This is a genomic window from Stenotrophomonas sp. GD03877 (assembly GCF_029840555.1).
GTDB lineage: Bacteria > Pseudomonadota > Gammaproteobacteria > Xanthomonadales > Xanthomonadaceae > Stenotrophomonas > Stenotrophomonas geniculata.
In genome coordinates, this window is sequence record NZ_JAOCCT010000008.1 from 118,313 (window position 1) to 133,891 (window position 15,579).

At 67.1% G+C, this 15,579-nt stretch carries 15 protein-coding genes; 10 read left to right on the plus strand and 5 right to left on the minus strand.

The features are described 5' to 3' along the window. Together N5D20_RS08500 and N5D20_RS08505 are read left to right on the plus strand one after the other, a co-directional pair. Window positions 1–930, plus strand: a complete 930-nt coding sequence (locus N5D20_RS08500) for a DUF1684 domain-containing protein (protein WP_100446281.1) — start codon at window positions 1–3, stop codon at window positions 928–930. A gap of 1 nt (window position 931) precedes the next feature. Next, window positions 932–1,885 carry a TraB/GumN family protein gene (locus tag N5D20_RS08505; protein WP_100446279.1) on the plus strand — a complete coding sequence of 318 codons (954 nt, stop codon included), beginning with the start codon at window positions 932–934 and terminating at the stop codon, window positions 1,883–1,885. Window positions 1,886–1,959: 74 nt separating this feature from the next. Here N5D20_RS08505 and phaR read toward each other — a convergent pair whose 3' ends face one another. The 3 genes from phaR to gluQRS form a co-directional block, all read right to left on the minus strand. Beyond that, a complete protein-coding gene (gene phaR / locus N5D20_RS08510) occupies window positions 1,960–2,499 on the minus strand; it encodes a polyhydroxyalkanoate synthesis repressor PhaR (protein ID WP_032130258.1) in 540 nt (179 codons plus the stop codon). A gap of 183 nt (window positions 2,500–2,682) precedes the next feature. Continuing rightward, window positions 2,683–3,423 (minus strand): acetoacetyl-CoA reductase, encoded by a 741-nt coding sequence (phbB, locus tag N5D20_RS08515; RefSeq protein ID WP_010486596.1) that lies wholly within the window; start codon window positions 3,421–3,423, stop codon window positions 2,683–2,685. A gap of 17 nt (window positions 3,424–3,440) precedes the next feature. Further along, a complete protein-coding gene (gluQRS, locus tag N5D20_RS08520; RefSeq protein WP_197578455.1) occupies window positions 3,441–4,361 on the minus strand; it encodes a tRNA glutamyl-Q(34) synthetase GluQRS in 921 nt (306 codons plus the stop codon). Between the two features lie 93 nt (window positions 4,362–4,454). On the opposite strand from gluQRS, the gene htpX reads away from it, so the two are divergent. Next, the gene (gene htpX, locus N5D20_RS08525) at window positions 4,455–5,321 is read left to right on the plus strand and encodes a protease HtpX (RefSeq protein WP_049457138.1); all 867 of its coding nucleotides are present in this window, start codon (window positions 4,455–4,457) and stop codon (window positions 5,319–5,321) included. 666 nt (window positions 5,322–5,987) lie between these two features. Here htpX and N5D20_RS08530 read toward each other — a convergent pair. After that, complete coding sequence (locus N5D20_RS08530; RefSeq protein WP_049435104.1) at window positions 5,988–6,815, minus strand: inositol monophosphatase family protein; 828 nt, start codon at window positions 6,813–6,815, stop codon at window positions 5,988–5,990. A 120-nt stretch (window positions 6,816–6,935) separates the two neighbouring features. Here N5D20_RS08530 and N5D20_RS08535 point away from each other — a divergent pair, with 120 nt between their 5' ends. The 3 genes from N5D20_RS08535 to N5D20_RS08545 all read left to right on the plus strand — a co-directional run bounded on the left by N5D20_RS08535 (window position 6,936) and on the right by N5D20_RS08545 (window position 10,808). Further along, window positions 6,936–7,706, plus strand: coding sequence for an RNA methyltransferase (locus N5D20_RS08535; RefSeq protein WP_010486603.1), 771 nt, complete (start codon window positions 6,936–6,938; stop codon window positions 7,704–7,706). Window positions 7,707–7,782: 76 nt separating this feature from the next. Then, window positions 7,783–8,685 carry a phosphate/phosphite/phosphonate ABC transporter substrate-binding protein gene (locus N5D20_RS08540; protein ID WP_279914787.1) on the plus strand — a complete coding sequence of 301 codons (903 nt, stop codon included), beginning with the start codon at window positions 7,783–7,785 and terminating at the stop codon, window positions 8,683–8,685. Continuing rightward, entirely contained in the window at window positions 8,682–10,808 is a 2,127-nt protein-coding gene (locus tag N5D20_RS08545; protein WP_279914788.1) for an EAL domain-containing protein, read from the plus strand. The genes N5D20_RS08540 and N5D20_RS08545 overlap by 4 nt, the downstream gene beginning before the upstream one ends. A gap of 76 nt (window positions 10,809–10,884) precedes the next feature. Here the strand turns inward: N5D20_RS08545 and epmB are convergent, their stop codons facing one another. After that, window positions 10,885–11,901, minus strand: a complete 1,017-nt coding sequence (epmB, locus tag N5D20_RS08550; protein ID WP_197578452.1) for an EF-P beta-lysylation protein EpmB — start codon at window positions 11,899–11,901, stop codon at window positions 10,885–10,887. Window positions 11,902–12,021: 120 nt separating this feature from the next. Between epmB and efp the strand changes: the two genes are divergently transcribed. From efp to N5D20_RS08570, 4 genes are all read left to right on the plus strand, one after another. Further along, window positions 12,022–12,588 carry an elongation factor P gene (gene efp / locus N5D20_RS08555; protein ID WP_005410381.1) on the plus strand — a complete coding sequence of 189 codons (567 nt, stop codon included), beginning with the start codon at window positions 12,022–12,024 and terminating at the stop codon, window positions 12,586–12,588. A 207-nt stretch (window positions 12,589–12,795) separates the two neighbouring features. Continuing rightward, a complete protein-coding gene (locus N5D20_RS08560; RefSeq protein ID WP_019336839.1) occupies window positions 12,796–14,139 on the plus strand; it encodes a TRZ/ATZ family hydrolase in 1,344 nt (447 codons plus the stop codon). Between the two features lie 25 nt (window positions 14,140–14,164). Further along, on the plus strand, window positions 14,165–14,881 hold the full coding sequence (gene ubiG, locus N5D20_RS08565) for a bifunctional 2-polyprenyl-6-hydroxyphenol methylase/3-demethylubiquinol 3-O-methyltransferase UbiG (protein WP_054172192.1): 717 nt from the start codon (window positions 14,165–14,167) through the stop codon (window positions 14,879–14,881). Beyond that, on the plus strand, window positions 14,878–15,573 hold the full coding sequence (locus N5D20_RS08570) for a phosphoglycolate phosphatase (RefSeq protein ID WP_049435098.1): 696 nt from the start codon (window positions 14,878–14,880) through the stop codon (window positions 15,571–15,573). Before ubiG ends, N5D20_RS08570 begins: the two co-directional genes overlap by 4 nt. Window positions 15,574–15,579 lie beyond the last annotated feature (6 nt).

Consider the following 15,579-nt stretch of genomic DNA (forward strand, 5'->3'; position numbering starts at 1 on the left):
ATGCGTTATCGGGGAATGGGCGGCCTGCTGGCCGCTTTGGTGTTGGCCGCCTGCAGTCCGGCGACACCGCCGGCGCCGACGGTTACTGAAGATCCGGCTTATGCGGCCAGGCAGCAGCAGTGGCGGGTAGCTCGCTACCAGGACCTGACCCGGCCGGACGGTTGGACAGCGCTGGTCGGCCTGCATTGGCTGCAGAACAAATCGCACTTCGTCGGCAGCGGCACGACCAATGGCATCCGCCTGGCAGTCGGGCCGGACAAGCTGGGCCTGCTGCGCCGCGAAGGCAGCCAATGGTGGTTCACGCCTGAGGCCGGCGTTGACGTCAGCCATGACGGGCAGCCGGTGCGCGGCCGCATCCGTGTCGACACGGACAAGGATCCGCAGCCGACGCTGCTGGCCTTCGATGGTGGCAAGGGGCAGCTCAGCATCATCCGCCGCGGCCCGCGCGATGCGCTGCGGGTCAAGCATGCCGACGCGCCGGCACGCCGAGATTTTGGAGGACTGGAGTACTGGCCGGGTGGTCCTGACTGGCAAGTACAGGCGCGCTTCATCGCGCACCCGCCGGGCAAAACCCTGCCGATCGTCGATATCACTGGCCTGACCACCGAAATGCCCAATGCCGGCGCAGTCGAGTTCCAGCGGGATGGCCGCAGCTGGCGGCTGGAGGCGATCGGTGCGCCGGGGCAGCCACTGTTCCTCATCTTTGCCGATCGCACCAGTGGCCGCGGCAGCTATCCGGCCGGGCGTTACCTGGACACCGATGCGCCGGCAGCCGATGGCACGGTGCGCATCGATTTCAACCATGCCTACAACCCGCCGTGTGCGTTCACCGCCTACGCGACCTGCCCGTTGGCGCCGCCGGAAAACCGGCTGGACCTGCGCGTGGAAGCGGGCGAGAAGGCTTACCACCTGCCTGAAGGAGAAGGCTGAGATGCCGATCAGATCCCTGTTGCGTACCGCCGTTGTATTGACGGCCTGTGCGCTGGCACCACTGGTTGCAGCGCGTACCGCGCAAGCCGACACCGCTGGCGCAGCGGCGGCCAAGCCGCCGGTGCCGTTGCTGTGGAAAGTGACTGGACCAGGCGACTCGCGCCTCTACCTGCTCGGTTCCTTCCACCTGCTGAAGCCGCAGGACTACCCGTTGTCGCCCGATGTCGAACAGGCGTTCGAGGCCTCGCAGCGGGTCGTGTTCGAACTGTCGCCGGAAGACATGCAGTCGCCACAGCTGGCCAGCCGCATGGTGCAGGCAGCGGTCCGCACCGATGGCAGCGAACTCAAGCGTGACCTGGATGCTGCGACCTGGCAGAAGCTGCAGGTGTTCGCCACCGAGAACAAGCTGCCGCTGGCGCAGATGCAGGGCATGAAGCCGTGGTTTGTCGGCCTGAGCATTTCGGTCGGGCAGATGCAGAAGCTGGGCCTGGACCCCGCACTGGGCCTGGACCGTCACTTCATGGAGCGTGCGCAGAAGACCGGGCGCAAGACCGCGGGACTGGAAGACATCGACACCCAGATCGGCATGCTCGACGGAATGACGCTGCAGGAACAGCGGCAGATGCTGGCCGAGGCGCTGGACCAGGCTGGCAAGGCCGACGAGCAGGCGCGCCAGCTGCATGATGCCTGGCGCCGGGGTGACGAGCGCCTGCTGTGGACCCGGATGGCGGCGGAAATGCGCCAGCAGTATCCGCAGCTTTACCAGCGCATCAATACCGGCCGCAATGACGCCTGGGTGCCGAAGCTGCTGCCGTACCTGCAGGCCGGGCAGGGCGGCACGCTGGTGGTGGTGGGCACGCTGCACCTGCTGGGCAACGACGGCGTGGTCGAGAAGCTGAAGGCGAAGGGTTACAAGGTCGAGCGTGTATGCACGGCGTGCAAGGCGAAACGCTGATGTATCGCTGACGCGATTCAAGCAAAACGGCGCGCCAGGGGGCGCGCCGTTTTCGTATCAACCGTTGCTGCAGCTCAGCGGCGGGTCTTGCCGCCGGTGCCGGTGCCCGGTTCGTTCGGCTTGTTGCCGGTACCTGCGCCGGTTCCCGTTCCGGTGCCGCCCGGGCGCGGGCCGCCGAAGCCCGTGCCCATGTTGCGCTGGAATTCCTGCCACAGCTCCAGGTTGCGCTCGGTCAGCTGGTTCATCATCGCCCACGGGGTCTGGCCCAGCAGGTTGCCCATCTGCTGGCGGAACTGCTGCTGCTGGTCGAGGAAGACCTGCATGCTGCGCTCCAGGTAATTGCCCATGAAGCCCTGCAGGGAATCGCCGTAGAAGCGGATCAGCTGGCTCAGCAGCTGGGTGGACAGCATCGGTTCGCCGTCCTGTTCCTGGTCGGCAATGATCTGCAGCAGGACCGATCGCGTGAGGTCGTCGCCGCTCTTGGCGTCGCGGACTTCGAAGTCTTCACCGTCCAGGATCAGCTGGCGCACGTCCTCGATGGTGATGTAGCTGGAGATCTCGGTGTCGTAGAGACGGCGGTTCGGATACTTCTTGATGATGCGGGTCGCAGCCATGAAGCGGTACTCGTCACAGTAGACGCGCAGCATGGCGCAGTGCAGCAGCCGTTGCAACCGCCTCAGCCCCCGCCAGGCTTGGCTTTCGGCGGCGATCATGTTGCGCAACAAGGGTTTGCGTGCTGCGCAGCATGACTCTTGGCAGGGGCCGGCGGCGTTCGCCGAAAGGGCCCGCTGCGCGGCTTACCAACCCATATGGTGGCCGCCGTTGATGTCCAGGTTGCTACCGGTGATCCACGAGGCTTCGTCGGCGACCAGGAACGAGACGCCGTAGGCGATTTCCTCCGGCTTGCCGAGGCGTCCGGTGGGGATGTCGGCGATGATCTTGGCGCGCACTTCCTCTGGAACCGCCATCACCATGTCGGTGGCCACGTAGCCGGGCGAAATGGTGTTGACGGTGATGCCGAAGCCGGCGTTCTCGCGCGCCAGCGAGATGGTGAAACCGTGCATGCCGGCCTTGGCCGCCGCGTAGTTGGCCTGGCCGTACTGGCCCTTCAGGCCGTTGATCGAGCTGATCTGGATGACCCGGCCCCAGCCGCGTCGGCGCATGCCCTCGATGACCGGGCGGGTGACGTTGAACACCGAATTGAGGTTGGTGTTGATCACATCGTGCCACTGGTCCGCGCGCATGCGATGGAACGTGGTGTCGCGGGTGATGCCGGCGTTGTTGACCAGGATCTCGACCGGGCCCAGCGCGGCTTCGACGGCGCGCACCAGTGCTTCGGCGCTGCCCGGATCGGAGACATCGCCCGGGAAGATCGACACGCTGTAGCCGCGTTCGGTCATCGCCTGCTGCCAGGCGCGGGCCTTGGCCTCGTCGCGGTAGTTGGTGGCGACCCGGTGGCCCTGGTCGGCCAGGCGTTGGCAGATGGCGGTACCGATGCCGCCGGTTCCGCCGGTGACCAGTGCGACGCGAGATGTCATGGAGTGCTGTCCGGGTATCAGGTGGGGGAAGGGTGATTCTGCAACATCGGCGCGGAAAGTGCGCCGGCTGGCAGCAGGATGTCGGTACGCGGCAGCCGCGCTGGGTCGAAGGCATTCCGAGCGGCCGCCAGCAGCGTGTCCAGATCGTGCGCAGGTTCCAGCGCTTCAGGTGCCTGGCCGAGCAGTTGCCAGAGCTGGCGCAGCACGGGCAGCGGGCGCGAACTGTCCACCGGCAGCGCCGCCAGCGACTTGGACAGCTTGTGGCCCGGGGCATCGAGCAGCAGCGGCAGGTGCCAGTAGCGCGGCACCGCCAGCCCCAGTGCCTGCTGCAGCAGGATCTGCCGTGCCGTGGAGTCGAGCAGGTCGGCGCCGCGCACCACTTCGGTCACCCCCTGCGCAGCGTCATCGACCACCACCGCCAACTGGTAGGCCCAGCAGCCATCGGCGCGGCGCAGCACGAAGTCGCCGACGTCGGCATGCACGTCCTGCTGCTGCGGGCCACGCAGGCCATCGTCGAAGTGCACCATGCTGCCCGGTGGCACGCGGAAACGGACGGCGGGGTCCGGTCGCGGTTGCCGGGCGACGCAGTGATGGTGGATGCCGCCGCTGGCGGCCAGGTCGCTGCGGCTGCAATGGCAGACAAAGGCCTGCTCGCTGGCCAGCAGTAAATCCAGCGCAGCCTGGTAGGCCTCGCCGCGCGCGCTCTGCCAGAAGATCGGGCCATCGTGGACCAGGCCGAACGCCGCCAGTGCCTGCAGTTGTGACTCGGCGGCTCCGGGCACGGTGCGCGGCGGGTCGACGTCTTCGATGCGCAGCCGCCACAGGCCGCCGTGATGGCGCGCGAGCAGCCAGCTGCCGAAGGCGGCGAGCAGGGATCCGGGGTGGAGCAGGCCGGTCGGCGAGGGCGCGAAGCGGCCGCAGGGAATGGGGGAGGTCATGCTGGCTGAATCGTCGGTCAGGTTGGCGCTTGAATTCAAGCTGACCACACCGCAAATTGACCGGTATCGACCCCTTCCGAGCCGGATTTTCCCATGTTTACCCGCATTGCCCTGTTCCTGGCGACCAATTTCGCGGTCCTGATCCTCGCCAGCATCGTGATGTCGCTGTTGGGAACCGACCCGAGCAAGATGAGCGGTCTGCTGATCATGGCCGGCATCTTCGGTTTCGGTGGTTCCTTCATCTCGCTGCTGCTGTCCAAGTGGATGGCCAAGCGCTCCACCGGTGCGGTTGTGATCACCGAGCCGCGCAACCAGACCGAACGCTGGCTGCTGGCCACGGTCGAGCGGCAGGCCAAGGCGGCCGGTATCGGCATGCCCGAAGTGGCCGTGTACGAAGGCCCGGAGATCAATGCCTTCGCCACCGGCGCCAACCGCAACAACGCGCTGGTCGCGGTGTCCACCGGCCTGCTGCACAACATGAGCGAAGACGAAGCCGAAGCGGTGCTGGGCCACGAGATCGCCCACGTCGCCAACGGTGACATGATCACCATGGCGCTGCTGCAGGGTGTGCTGAACACCTTCGTGATCGTGCTGGCCCGCGTGGTCGGCGGCATCATCGACAGCGCGCTGTCGGGCAACCGCGAAGGTGGCGGCCGCGGCTTCGCCTACTACATCATCGTATTCGTGCTGGAGATGGTGTTCGGCCTGTTCGCCACCATGATCTCGATGTGGTTCTCGCGCCACCGCGAGTTCCGCGCCGACGCCGGCGGTGCCTCGCTGGCCGGCCGCCAGAAGATGATCGCCGCGCTGGAGCGCCTGCAGCTCAACCACGGCCAGAGCACGCTGCCGACCCAGATCGCGGCGTTTGGTATTGCCGGTTCGACGGCGAAGAAGCTGTTCATGAGCCACCCGCCGCTGGAAGAGCGCATCGCCGCGCTGCGGGCTTCGACGGTGGCGTGAGCTTCTGCTTTCAAGGTAGTGCAGGAACGCCTGGCCTCGCGCCGGGCGTTTTTGTTTGCGCGCCGACGCATTGGTGGCGCCGGGCCATGCCCGGCGTATCGTTTCCGCGCCTGCGGAGAGGTGTCACTTTCTTTGCTCGTGCAAAGAAAGTAACCAAAGAAACACGCCGCCAGGGCGCGAGCCGATGCTGCGCATCGGTACCCTGCGCTCCTCGGCCCGTCGAGGGACGGTGCGGGAACTCGCTGCGCTCAGACACCCGCACCTCTTCGCCCTCGCCGGACCTGCGGTGCTCGGCTCGCTCAGGGCGGACCCAAGGTCAAATGCCACAGCGGCACCCGGTTGATCCATGCTACGCGTGGATGCTGTTGCTCTTGCTCTTGACCTTCCAGTCCGCCTTGAGCGAGCCGAGCATCGCAGGGGAATCAGGGGCGAAGAGGCGCCGGTGTCTGAGCGCAGCGAGTTCGGCGCCGTCCCCTGATTCGCCGAGAAGCGCAGGGTACCGGCGCGTAGCGTCGGCTCGCGGCTGGCGGAGCGTTTCTTTGGTTACTTTCTTTGCGCGCAAAGAAAGTGACACCCCTCCGCGGTCGCGGAAACGACTCTCCGTGCGCACAAACGAAAACGGCACCTTCGCAGGTGCCGTCTCCATGAACCGCTTTACACGGAACCTCAGAACTTCGCGTCGAACTCAGCGGCGTAACCGGTGTTCACCAGCACCTTCTGCAGCGACTCGGCCACCTTCAGGTTGCCGGCCACGATCTGATGGGTGTCCGGGCCACGGTTGTCCATGCGGCCCAGGGTCGCGCCCTTGAAGTCGCAGACCTTGCCGCCCGCCTCGCGGACCAGCAGCAGGCCGGCAGCGATGTCCCATGCCTTCACCCCGGCTTCGAAGTAGGCGTCCGCACGGCCGCAGGCCACATAGGCCAGGTCCAGTGCCGCCGAACCGGTACGGCGGATGTCCTCGCCGTGCACCAGCAGGGCGTCGACCGCCTTCAGCTGGGCGCTGGCGCGGGAACGCTCGCGCGGCGCGAAGCCGGTGTGGATCATGGTGCCTTCCAGGTCCTTGCGATCCGCCACGCGGATGCGGCGGTCGTTCAGCACGGCACCCGCGCCACGGCTGGCGGTGAACAGTTCATTGCGCAGCGGGTCGAAGATGACCGCATCGGTCGGCTCGCCGTTTTCGACCAAGGCGATCGACACGCAGTAGTGCGGCACGCCGCGCAGGTAGTTGCTGGTGCCGTCCAGCGGGTCGATGACCCACATCTGGCGGCGCTCGCCCTGCACGCCACCTTCTTCACCGAAGATGCCGTAGTCCGGGTAGGCGCGCTTGAGTTCCTTGACGATGACCTTTTCCGCGTCCGCATCCACTTCGCTGGCGTAGTCCATCCGGCCCTTCTGCACCACGTTCAGTGCCTCGAGCTTGTTGATGTTGCGCAACAGGACGTTGCCGGCGAGGCGGGCGGCCTTGACCATGACGGTTACGGCGGGTTTCTGCATGGCGTGGGCTCCCGGAAAGGCAGAAGAGATGGACTGGCGGGGGAAAAGAGCGGGTCCGGCGCAGTGGCCGGCCGCACAGTTTACCATTGGTCATCGTCCAGCTCGACCTTTTCCCTGTTCATGTCCCAGTTTCCCGCCGCCACCCGCCTCCGATTCGTCCTGGTCGGTACCCAGCACCCCGGCAACATGGGGGCCGCCGCCCGTGCCCTGAAGACCATGGGCCTGGCCCGCCTGGTACTGGTCGCTCCCGAAAAGCCGCTGGACGAGGAGGCCTTCCGGCGCTCGGCCGGTGCCGAAGACGTACTGGGGGACGCCCCGGTGGTGGCCACCCTGGCCGAGGCCGTGGCTGACTGCCGCCTGGTGCTGGGCTGCACCGCCCGTGCCCGCCGTGTCCAGCTGGAGGAGTACCTGCCGGCCGATGCCGCTGCCCGCGCGGTGGCCAAGGCCGGCGAGGGTGCCGAGGTGGCGCTGGTGTTCGGCCGTGAGCGCACCGGCCTGACCAACGAGGAACTGCAGCTGTGCCATGCAGCGGTGCATATCCCGTCCGACCCGGAGTTCAGCTCGCTCAACCTGGCTGCTGCCGTGCAGGTGCTGGCCTATGAAACGCGCATGCAGCTGCTGGGTGCGCAGCCTGCAGCCGACGCCGAGCCGGGCTTCCGCGAACAGGCGGCCAGCCACGAGCAGATGGAGAGCTTCTTCGCCCAGCTTGGCGACACGCTGGACGAGATCGATTTCCACAAGGGCCGCGCCCCGGAATCGGCGATGCGCAAACTGCGCCGCCTCTTCCTGCGCAGCGAACCCAGCGAGCAGGAAGTGCGCCTTTTGCGCGGCATCCTCGCCGACACCCAGCGCATGGCGCGACTGGCGCAAGCGGGCAACAAGGACAGCTGACGATGTTCTCATTTTTTCGGGTAGTCTGTCCGGATACCCAGGGGGGATGAAGCCTGTGTCGGGTCTGCGAAAGGCAATGCAGGGGGGACTGCTGAGCCTGGCCATGGTCCTGCTGGCCGGGACGGTGCGTGCAGCACCGGACCCGGTACTGGTGCTGGGCCGGATCAGCGATGATCCCAAGGCCCATTACGAACAGCTGCAGCCCTTGCTGGACTACGTGGTGGCGCGCATGCACGACGTTGGCATCAAGGAGGGGAGGATCCTGATGGCGCGCGACCCGCAGCAGATGGCCAGCTATCTGCGGCGGGGCAGGGTCGACTGGGTCACCGAAACCTCGGGTACGGCGGTGGCGCTGGGCCAGCGCAGTGGCGCCCGCCCACTGCTGCTGACCGAGCGCAACGGCGTGCGTGATTACCAGACGGTGTTCTTCGTGCGCCGCGACAGCTCGATCCAGCGCGTACAGGATCTGCGGGGCTATCGCCTGGCCCTGCAGAACACGGCGTCCACCAGTGCCTATCTGGTGCCGGTGATGACGTTGCTGCAGGAGGGCCTGTCGCCGCAGATCCTGGCCGGTGCATGGGACATGCCGGGCCGGGACAGTGTGGGTTACGTATTTGCACGCAGCGAGCTGAACATCGCGACGTTCGTGCACAAGGGGGTGGTTGACGTGGGAGCGGTGAGCAGCGTGGACTGGAACGACGAGCGGCGGATGCCGGCAGCGTTCCGGCGCGACTTCCGAGAGCTGCTGCGCACCGAACCCTACCCGCGTGCGGTGGAGATGGTCCGCGCCGACCTTGATCCACGCGTGCGTGATCGCCTGCAGGAAGTGCTGCTGCAGGCAGCCAGCGACCCGCAGGCACAGGGGGCGCTGCATCGGTTTTTTGGCACTTCCGGGTTCCACCGCGTCGATGCGCATGCGCAGCAGCGGTTGGATGAATTGAAACAAGGATTGACGCGCGTGCGGATGGAAGTGGAATGAAGTGGCTTGGCTCGGGGATGCAGGCCCGGTTCCTGCTCGCGATGGGCGGGGCGATGGTCGTGGTGATCGCGATCCTTGCAGTGTTGTTGGGGCGGCAGACGGCGATGCAGGGCGAGGTGCGCAACCTCAGCGGCGGCGTCATCCATGAACTGTTCGACCGCAGCGTGCGCAGCCGCGGCGAGGCGATGGCGCGTGAGTTGTCCGACGCCCTGGCCAACCCGCTGTACTACCGCGATCTGGACCAGGTCGGCGTACTGGTACGCAGTACCGCGCGCCAGCCCGTGGTGCGCTATGTACTGGTGTTCGACGAACGCGGCCGGCTGGTACACGACGGCTCGGTCGAGGTATCCGGATTCGGCCAGCCGATGGCCGATCCACTGGCACCCAAGGCCGCAGCCGCGCAGATGCTGGTCGTGCAGGAATCGCCGAAGGTGCTCGACAACACCATGCCGATCATGATCGGCAACCAGCGCATTGGCGGCGTCCGGGTCGGCATGGCGCTGGATGAGGTGCAGCAGCGCGAGCAGGCGGCCAACGCCACCCTGGGCGAGCGCCTGCAGCAGGTCGGCAGCCGTCACCTGGGCTGGCTGCTGCTGATGCTGGGCCTGCTGGTGGTGATCGGCGTGGTGGTGATCCTGTACGTGCAGCGCACCCTGGTCGCGCCGATCCGTGATCTTGCCGTCGCCGCCCGTCGCATCGAGGCCGGTGACTACCAGACGCCCCTGGCCGAGAACACCCGCGACGACGAGGTCGGCGAACTGGTACGCGGTTTCGCCCGGATGCGCGATGCGATCGCCCGCCATGACCGCGAAGTGCGGCGCATGGCCTATACCGACGCGCTGACCGGGCTGACCAACCGGCTGGCATTCCGCGAGGCGCTTGATCATCGGTTGATGGCCGCCCGTGCCGCCAATCACCGGCTGGGCCTGCTGTTCGCCGATATCGACGACTTCAAGCGGGTCAATGACACCCTTGGCCACGAGGCCGGCGATGAGGCATTGCTGCAGTTCGCCCAGCGCATCGGCCGCGCGGTCACCGAGGCCGGGGGCGATGAGGCCCTGCTGGCGCGCTTCGGCGGTGACGAGTTCGTGATCCTGGTGGGCGACGGCGATGTGGCCGCCAACGCGCGCCTGCTGGCCGAAGTGCTGGTGCGGGAGCTGGGCAAGCCGCTGGTGGTGCAGGGCAGGGAACTGTTCCTGGGCACCTCGATCGGCGTGACCCTGTTCCCCGACGATGCGGCCGATGCGACCACTCTGTTGAAGAACGGCGACATCGCCATGTACCAGGCGAAGATGGCCGGCAAGAACTGCTATCGCTATTACAGCCGGGCGATGGACCATGCGGTCGAGCGTCGCGTGCATATGGAACAGGAACTGCGCGGTGCCTGGGAGCGCGGCGAACTGCGCCTGGCCTACCAGCCGATCTTCCGCATGCGCGACCGCCGCATGGTCGGCGTTGAAGTACTGCTGCGCTGGCAGCACCCGACCCTGGGCACGATCCCGCCCTCGGTGTTCATCGAGGTGGCCGAGCAGAGTGGGCTGATCGAGATCATCGGCCCGAAGGTCCTGCGTGCGGCCTGCATGGAGGCCTCGCAGTGGCCGCGCGGGGTAGCCGGGGACGACCTGTTCGTGTCGGTCAACGTGTCGCCACGGCAGTTGCGCGGCGGTGAGCTGCCGGCACTGGTCGCGCAGTGCCTGCATGAGTCCGGGCTGCCGGCGTCGCGCCTGCATCTGGAGCTGACCGAAACCGCCGTGATCGGCGACGAGATGGTTGCCGCGCAGCTGCTGGACAAGCTGCACCGCACCGGCGTGAAGGTCTGGCTGGATGATTTCGGGACCGGCTTCTCCGGTCTCAGTCATCTGCGCCAGGTGCCGGTGGACGGGGTGAAGATCGACAAGAGTTTCGTGGCCGACATGCAGCGTGACCCCGATGACCTCGCGCTGACCACGGCGATCATCGCCATGGCCCACGCGCTGGGCATCACCGTGGTGGCCGAAGGCATCGAACAGCAGGCGCAGTTCGAGCTGCTGGCGCAGCGCGGCTGCGACCTTGGCCAGGGCTATTGGCTGAGCCACCCGGTGACCGCCACCGAAGTAGTGCGGATGATCGAGTCGGGCGTCTGACCGACAAAAGAAAGGGGACGGAGGGGATTAAGTCGCAAATGCATAAGCGACTTAATCCCCTCCGTCCCCTTTTTTGTTACACCGGGCGCTTGCTCGGGTCGCCGGGCAGTTCGCGCACCAGTTTCGGGATCAGATAACCGGACAGGCGTGCGGTCAGGCCGGCAATCAGTGCCTTGGCCTGGGCATCGTCCACTTCGAAATGGGCCACGCCCTCGACCCGGTCCAGCTGGTGCAGGTAGTAGGGCAGCACGCCGGCGGCGAAGCTGCGCTCGCTCAGGTCCTGCAGGGCCTGCACGCTGTCGTTGACCCCGCGCAGCAACACCGCCTGGTTCAGCAGCTGGGCGCCGATGCCGCGCAGGCGGGCCATCGCCGCGTCCACGCTGGCATCGAATTCATTGGCATGATTGGCGTGGACCACGATCGCCAGCGGCCACGGCAGGCTGCCCAGCCAGGAGGCCAGTTCATCATCCACGCGCTCCGGCAGCACGATCGGCAGCCGGGTATGGATGCGCAGGCGGCGGATATGCGGGATCGCGCGCAGGGCGCCGGTAAGCTCCACCAGCTTGTGCGTGGCCAGCGACAGCGGGTCGCCGCCGGACAGGATCACCTCGTCGATGTCCGGGTCGGTGGCGATGGCGGCTACGGCCTCCTGCCAGCCACCCTTGGCGGCGTTCTCCGCCCCATAGTCGAAGTGGCGGCGGAAGCAGTAGCGGCAGTTGATCGCGCAGCTGCCGGTGGCGACCAGCAGGGCACGGCCACGGTACTTCTGGATGACGCCGGTGGCCTTCTTGGCGGCACCATCGCCCACCGCATCGAAGCTGAACCCGGGCGCCGGGCGCATTTCCTCGTCGATCGGCAGCACCTGGCGCAGCAGCGGGTCGGCCGCATCGCCAGGGCGCATGCGGGCCACGAAGCCTTCCGGCACGCGCAGCGCGAACTGGGCCATGGCCGCCTCCGAGACGCCCAGCGCGGCCGGGTCCAGCTGCAGCCGGGCCAGCAGCGCGTGCGGGTCGCGCAGCGCCTGGCGCCAGAGCTGCTGCCAGCGCGCGGGCGCACCTGGCGACTGGGGCCGTGGGAAGGCGGAAAGCTGCATGGAGAGGGGGCCTGCGGTTATCATGGGGGCAGAAAAACAGTCGCCCACCGGCATCCGGTGGGCTTTCCATTCTAACGGCTCGCCGCACCCGCGGCGTTTTTGCCACTCAGGAGTTTACGCATGGCCAGCTACGGCATGAACGACGTCAAGAACGGGATGAAGATCCTGGTCAACAACCAACCGGCCGTCATCATCGACACCGAATACGTCAAGCCGGGCAAGGGCCAGGCCTTCACCCGCGTGAAGTACCGCCTGATCAAGGACGGCCGTACCCAGGAAGTCACCATGAAGTCGACCGACTCGCTGGATGCAGCCGACGTCGTCGATACCGACATGAACTTCATGTACAGCGACGGCGAGTACTGGCACTTCATGGACCCGGAGTCCTTCGAGCAGGTCCAGGCCACCAAGGCCGGCATGGGCGGCGCCGAGAAGTGGCTGAAGGGCGAAGAGTCCTGCGTGGTCACCCTGTGGAACGGTGAGCCGATCTTCGTGCAGCCGCCGAACTTCGTCGAACTGAAGATCACCGAAACCGATCCGGGCGTCCGTGGCGACACCTCGGGCGGCGGCGGCAAGCCGGCCACCCTGGAAACCGGCGCCGTGGTCCGCGTGCCGCTGTTCGTCAACCAGGACGAAGTGATCCGCGTCGATACCCGTTCGGGCGAATACTCCGCACGCGTCAAGTAAGGTCCCGGCCGTAGGCCGACCTTACTGTAGAGCCGAGCCATGCTCGGGTAAGCGCCATCGCATTCGCGCTGGCGCTCCCATGATCTGCTTCGGCAGATCATGGGCCCCGCTTCACGAGTCTCCAGACCCCGCCGCTTCGCGGCAGCCCCTGATTCAGGGGCGTGTCCCCCAGAAGTATCTCGCCGCCCCCCCAGCCAGTGAGCCCGCATGAGCGATAGCCCGCACCTCCCCGAAGCCTGCGACCTGCTCATCGAAGCCGGTTACGTCGTTCCGATCGAGCCGCATGCGGTGGTGCTGGAAGACCATGCCGTGGCCGTGCGTGGCAGCGAGATCATCGCGATCCTGCCGCGTGCCGAGGCGCGTGCGCGTTTCCGCGCCGCACAGGTGGTCAGCCGCCCCGAGGCCGCGCTGATGCCGGGCCTGGTCAACGCGCACACGCACAACCCGATGACCCTGCTGCGCGGTGTCGCCGACGACCTGCCGCTGATGACCTGGCTGCAGCAGCACATCTGGCCGGTGGAAGCGGCGGTGATCGGGCCGGAATTCGTGGCCGACGGCACCACCCTGGCCATCGCCGAGATGCTGCGCGGCGGCACCACCTGCGCCAACGAGAACTACTTCTTCGGCGACGTGCAGGCCGCGGTCTACAAGAAGCACGGTTTCCGCGCGCTGGTCGGCGCGGTCATCATCGATTTCCCCACCGCCTGGGCCAAGACCGACGACGAGTACTTCGCCAAGGCCGGTGAACTGCATGACCAGTGGCGCACCGATCCGCTGATCGGCACCGCGTTCGCGCCGCATGCGCCGTACACCGTCAACGATGCCAACTTCGAGCGGGTGCGGATGCTGTCCGACCAGCTCGACATGCAGGTGCACCTGCACACCCACGAGACCGCGCAGGAAATCACCGATTCGATCAAGCTGCACGGCCAGCGCCCGCTGGCGCGGCTGGATCGCCTCGGCTTGGTCAACGACCGCCTGATCGCGGTGCACATGACCCAGCTGACCGATGCGGAAATCCACCTGTGCGCCGAGCGTGGTGTCAGCGTGGTGCATTGCCCGGAATCGAACCTGAAGCTGGCCTCCGGGTTCTGCCCGGCCTGCGCCCTGCAGCGTGCTGGCGTGAACCTGGCGATAGGCACCGACGGCTGCGCCAGCAACAATGACCTGGACATGTTCAGCGAGAACCGCACTGCGGCGATCCTGGCCAAGGCCGTGGCCGACGACGCCACCGCGCTGGATGCAGCCACCACGCTGCGCGCCTCCACCCTGGGCGGTGCCCGCGCGCTGGGCTTCGGCGAGCGCATCGGCTCGATCGAAGTCGGCAAGCAGGCCGACCTGGTCTGCGTTGACCTCTCGGCGCTGGAAACCCAGCCGCTGCACAACGTGCTGTCGCAGCTGGTGTACGCCACCGGCCGCCAGCAGGTCAGCGATGTGTGGATTGCTGGCAAGCCGAAGCTGGTGCAGCGCGAGCTGGTCGGCATGGACCTGCCGGGCATCATCGCCAATGCGCGCCAGTGGCGCGAGCGTATCCGTCATATCCGTGCCTGAACCCTGGCGCTGCAAGGACTACCCCATGACTGCCCCCCACGCATCCTCCAATTTCGATCAGGCCGAGCTGGACAAGTTCGCCGCGCTGGCCAACCGCTGGTGGGACGCTGATGGCCCGCAGAAGCCGTTGCATGCGCTGAATCCGGTGCGCCTGAAGTACGTGGCCGATCGCGTGCCGCTGCGCGGCGCACGCGTGCTCGACATCGGTTGCGGTGGCGGCCTGTTGAGCGAAGCGCTGGCCCAGGCCGGTGCCGACGTCACCGCCATCGACCTGGCCCCGGAACTGGTCAAGGTCGCGCGGCTGCATGCGCTGGAAAGCGGCGCCAAGCTCGACTACCGCGTCCAGGCCGCCGAGGACCTGGCTGCCGAGCAGCCGGGCAGTTTCGATGTGGTCACCTGCATGGAAATGCTCGAGCACGTGCCGGATCCGGGCGCGATCATCGAGGCCTGCAAGCGCCTGCTGAAGCCGGGCGGCCACCTGTTCCTGTCGACCATCAACCGCACCGCTGCCGCATTCGCGGTGGCGATTGTTGGCGCCGAGTACGTGGCGCGGCTGCTGCCCAAGGGCACGCACCACTACCAGGAATTCATCAAGCCGGCCGAGCTGGCACGCTGGCTGCGCGAGGCCGACATGCAGCTGGTGGATGTCAGCGGCATGGCCTACGAGCCGTGGCGCAACCATGCCCGCCTGAGCAGCCGCACCGACATCAACTACCTCGCCTACGCGGTCAAGCCGGCATGACCTCCGCCCGCTTCCCGCGCGCGGTGCTGTTCGATCTGGACGGCACCCTGCTGGACAGCGCGCCGGACTTCGTCGCCACGTGTGATGCGATGCTGGCCGAGCGTGGCCGTGCGCCGATCGATCCGGCACTGCTGCGCCCGGTGGTGTCCAAGGGCTCGCGCGCGATGGTCTCGGCAGCCTTCCCCGAACTGGACACGGCGGCGCGTGATGCGCTGATTCCGGAGTTCCTGCAGCGCTACGAGGCGTTGATCGGCCAGCATGCGGTGCTGTTCGATGGCGTGGCCGGCATGCTTGCTGCACTGGATGCCGCCGGTACGGTGTGGGGCATCGTCACCAACAAGCCCGAGTACCTGGCGCGCCTGATCCTGCCGCAGCACGGCTGGCAGCAGCGCTGTGCGGTGCTGGTGGGTGGTGACAGCCTGGCCGAGCGCAAGCCGCATCCGCTGCCGCTGCTGCACGCGGCGCAGGCGATCGCCGTTGCCGCCGAAGACTGCGTGTACGTGGGCGACGACGAGCGCGACATCATCGCCGCGCGTGCCGCGGCCATGCCGTCGGTGGCGGCACTGTGGGGCTATCGCCTGCACAGCGACGACCCGCTGGCCTGGCAGGCCGACGTGCTGGTCGAGAACGCCGGACTTCTGCAACTGGCCAGTCTCTGGCCGACCCGGCCGGCAGCCCCGGCCCAGCCGTAAGGAATG